Source organism: Saccharopolyspora sp., from assembly GCF_017434145.1.
Taxonomy (GTDB): Bacteria; Actinomycetota; Actinomycetes; order Mycobacteriales; family Pseudonocardiaceae; genus Saccharopolyspora_C; species Saccharopolyspora_C galaxeae.
This window is the reverse complement of sequence record NZ_JAFRFW010000036.1, coordinates 1-2,864: the sequence shown is the minus strand read 5'-3', so window position 1 is coordinate 2,864 and position 2,864 is coordinate 1. Positions and strand designations below refer to the sequence as shown.

At 71.6% G+C, this 2,864-nt stretch carries 3 protein-coding genes; all 3 read right to left on the bottom strand.

Translation table 11 applies throughout. The features are described 5' to 3' along the window. Nucleotides 1-619 precede the first annotated feature (619 nt). On the bottom strand, nucleotides 620-1,717 hold the full coding sequence (paaE, locus tag IJH84_RS00945) for a 1,2-phenylacetyl-CoA epoxidase subunit PaaE (protein WP_295139095.1): 1,098 nt from the start codon (nucleotides 1,715-1,717) through the stop codon (nucleotides 620-622). A gap of 23 nt (nucleotides 1,718-1,740) precedes the next feature. Next, nucleotides 1,741-2,244 (bottom strand): 1,2-phenylacetyl-CoA epoxidase subunit PaaD, encoded by a 504-nt coding sequence (gene paaD, locus IJH84_RS00940; protein WP_295139092.1) that lies wholly within the window; start codon nucleotides 2,242-2,244, stop codon nucleotides 1,741-1,743. After that, a partial coding sequence (gene paaC / locus IJH84_RS00935) for a 1,2-phenylacetyl-CoA epoxidase subunit PaaC (RefSeq protein WP_295139089.1) occupies nucleotides 2,238-2,864 on the bottom strand: 627 nt, incomplete at its 5' end. The genes paaD and paaC, both read right to left, overlap by 7 nt.

Here is a 2,864-nt window from a genome sequence, read left to right as displayed (position 1 = left end):
TACGCCGTCGTGCCGTCCGCGTCCAGGTCGGGCAGGAGTGCCACGCCCGCGCCGAGCAGCGCGCCGACCGCCGTGGCCGTGGCGCCGAGTTGCGCGCCGGTCAGGGCCGCGACCGCGTTGCCGGAGAAGGCACCGGCGAGCGCACCGGTGCAGGCGTGCCCGCCCGCTTGCATCGTGGATCCCCCAGGACGTTTTCCGGCTGGTGTGCGAAGCGGCGTCGCTCCCGGTCCCGCACCGCGAAACGGCTCCCCGCCCACGCGGCGGAACCGCGGTCGACCGCTGTGGGCGCCCGCCGCTGCTCTGATCAACATGTCGGGGTTCGTCCCGCGCCGGCACCGCCGGACGGGTGCATTGATCGTCACCGGCGGGCCGCATCCCGGGGCGGCCGTTCGGACGTGCACGCGGCACCGGCGATGACGACAGTTCGCTTGCGAACTGATCGGCTGGACGTGCTCGCCAACGGCTAACTGCACCGGGCGTCTACACCGGCCCGCTGACCGACAACGTCACCAGGCGCGAGCGGAAAGCGCGCTACCCGTGCGGCTACCTCGTGCCGAGCGGTCCGCGGCAGTGACCGGGCCGCCGGAGCGGTACGACGCGGTGCAGCGGTCCCGGTGGCTCAGCTGTCGTAGTCCACTGTGACCGCGTCGGAGACCGGCAACGATTGGCAGGTCAGCGCGAAACCTTCGTCCACTTCGGATTGTTCGAGGGCGAAGTTGCGGCGCATCGCGACCTCTCCCCCGGTGATCTTCGCCCGGCAGGTGCCGCACACGCCGCCTTTGCAGGCGAACGGCAGGTCCGGGCGCGAGCGCTGGGCGGCGTCCAGCACCGGCTCGTCCTTCGGCAGGCTCAGCGTGCTGGTGCGCCCGTCCAGCACGATCGTCACCTCGCTGCACTCGCCGGGCGGAGCCGATTCCTCGTGGCGCACCGGATCCGGCGGCACATCGTCCACGTAGAACAGTTCCTGGTGCACCCGGCCCGGTGTGACCCCCAGTTCCGCGAGCACTTCCCGCGCTGCGGTGACCATTCCGAACGGTCCGCAAAGCCACCAGTGCTCGGTGCCGTCCACCGGGATCAACGCACCGGCCAGCGCCCGCAGCTTGTCCGCGTCGAGCCTTCCGGACACCAGCTCGGATTCCCGCGGTTCCCGCGAAAGCACGTGCACGAGGTCCAATCTGGACGGATGCGCGTCCTTCAGATCCGCGAGCTCGTCGGCGAACATCACCGTGTCGCTGCGCCGGTTGCCGTACACCAGGGTCACCTGCGAATCCGTCTCGCGCAGCAGGCTCGCCGCGATCGAGAGCACCGGCGTGACCCCGGAACCCGCCGCGACCAGCACGTGCCGTCCGCCGCTCGCGAGATCCGGGGTGAAGGAACCGGAGGGCGGCGCCACCTCGATCTCGTCACCGGCCGCGATCTCGTCGCAAAGCCAGCTCGAGAACATCCCGCCCGGTACCAGCCGCACCCCGATGCGGGGTTTCGCGCCCAGTGGCGCGCAAATCGAGTACGAGCGGCGATGTTCACCACCCGCCTCGGAACGCCGCAGCGTCAAGGACTGGCCGGGCCGGAACGCGAATTCGTCGGCGAGCGCGGCGGGCACGTCCAAGGTCACCGCGACCGCGTCGTCGCACAGCCGGTCCACCGACTCGACGCGCAAGGTGTGGAACGCGCCGCGGCGGGAACCGGCCCGATCGTCCGCAGTGGCCCGTTTATCCACATTAGACAGTGTCTCGGTCACGATCAGATCTCCTTGATGTGCTCGAACGGCTCCGCGCAGGCCGTGCATCGGCGCAGCGCCTTGCACGCGGTGGCGCTGAACCGGGAGAGCTCTTCGGTCTCGGCCGAACCGCAATGCGGGCAGGCGATGCGGCGCGGCGGCGGCGCAAGCGTGAGCGGGACGGGCCCGGCGGCCGCGGGTGCCTCACCCGGCGGCGAGATGCCGTGCTCGGCGAGCTTGCGCCGCCCGCGCTCGGTGATCCAGTCGCTGCTCCACGGCGGATGCAGCGCCGTGCGCACCTCGACGTCCGGGTAACCGGCACCGGTGAGCTTGCGGTGCACGTCGCTGCGCATCTCCGCCATGGCGGGGCATCCCGAGTACGTCGGGGTCAGCGTCACGACCACGGTGCCGTCCGCACCGACCTCGACTCCGCGCAGCACTCCCAGATCCGCCAGGGTCAGCATCGGCAGCTCGGGGTCGGTCACCGTCTCGGCGACCTCCCGCGCGCGGTTCACGATCGTCACCACGTCGCCTCCGGGTGCGCCCGCGCCAAGCCCTGCATCTCCGCCAGCAGCGGCACGAGATGTTCGGTGTGCTCGCCCGCGCGGCCGAATTCGCCGCCACGCCCGAATTCGCCGGCACGCCCGAGTTCGTCACCGGCGGGCGGCGTTCCCGGGTGCGGCAAGGTCGCCGCGGCGAACGCTCGCGCCAGCACTTCGTCCACCTCACCACGCACCTCGGCCGGATCCACCCCGACACCGTCGGCGACCGCGCGCCGCTCGATTTCGTGCGTGTGGAACAGTTCCGCGAGGTGCGGCCGAACCGCGGCGATCCCCTCGCACATCCGCCGATGCGACTCCGCGGTCCCGTCGCCGAGGCGAACGACCCACTGCGCCGCGTAGTCGCGGTGGTAGGTGAGTTCCTTGACGCTCTTGGCCGCGACCGCCGCCAGCACCGGATCACGCGAGTCGACCAGCCGCGCGCACAACGCCAGCCGCCAGCTCGACAGCACCAGCAGCCGAGCCATCTGCTCGGCGAAGTCGCCGCGCGGCAACTCGGCGAGCCGCACGTTGCGGAACTCCGGCGCATCGCGGAAATACGCGAGTTCGTCCTCACCGCGGCCGGACCCGTCGGCCTGCCCGGACCG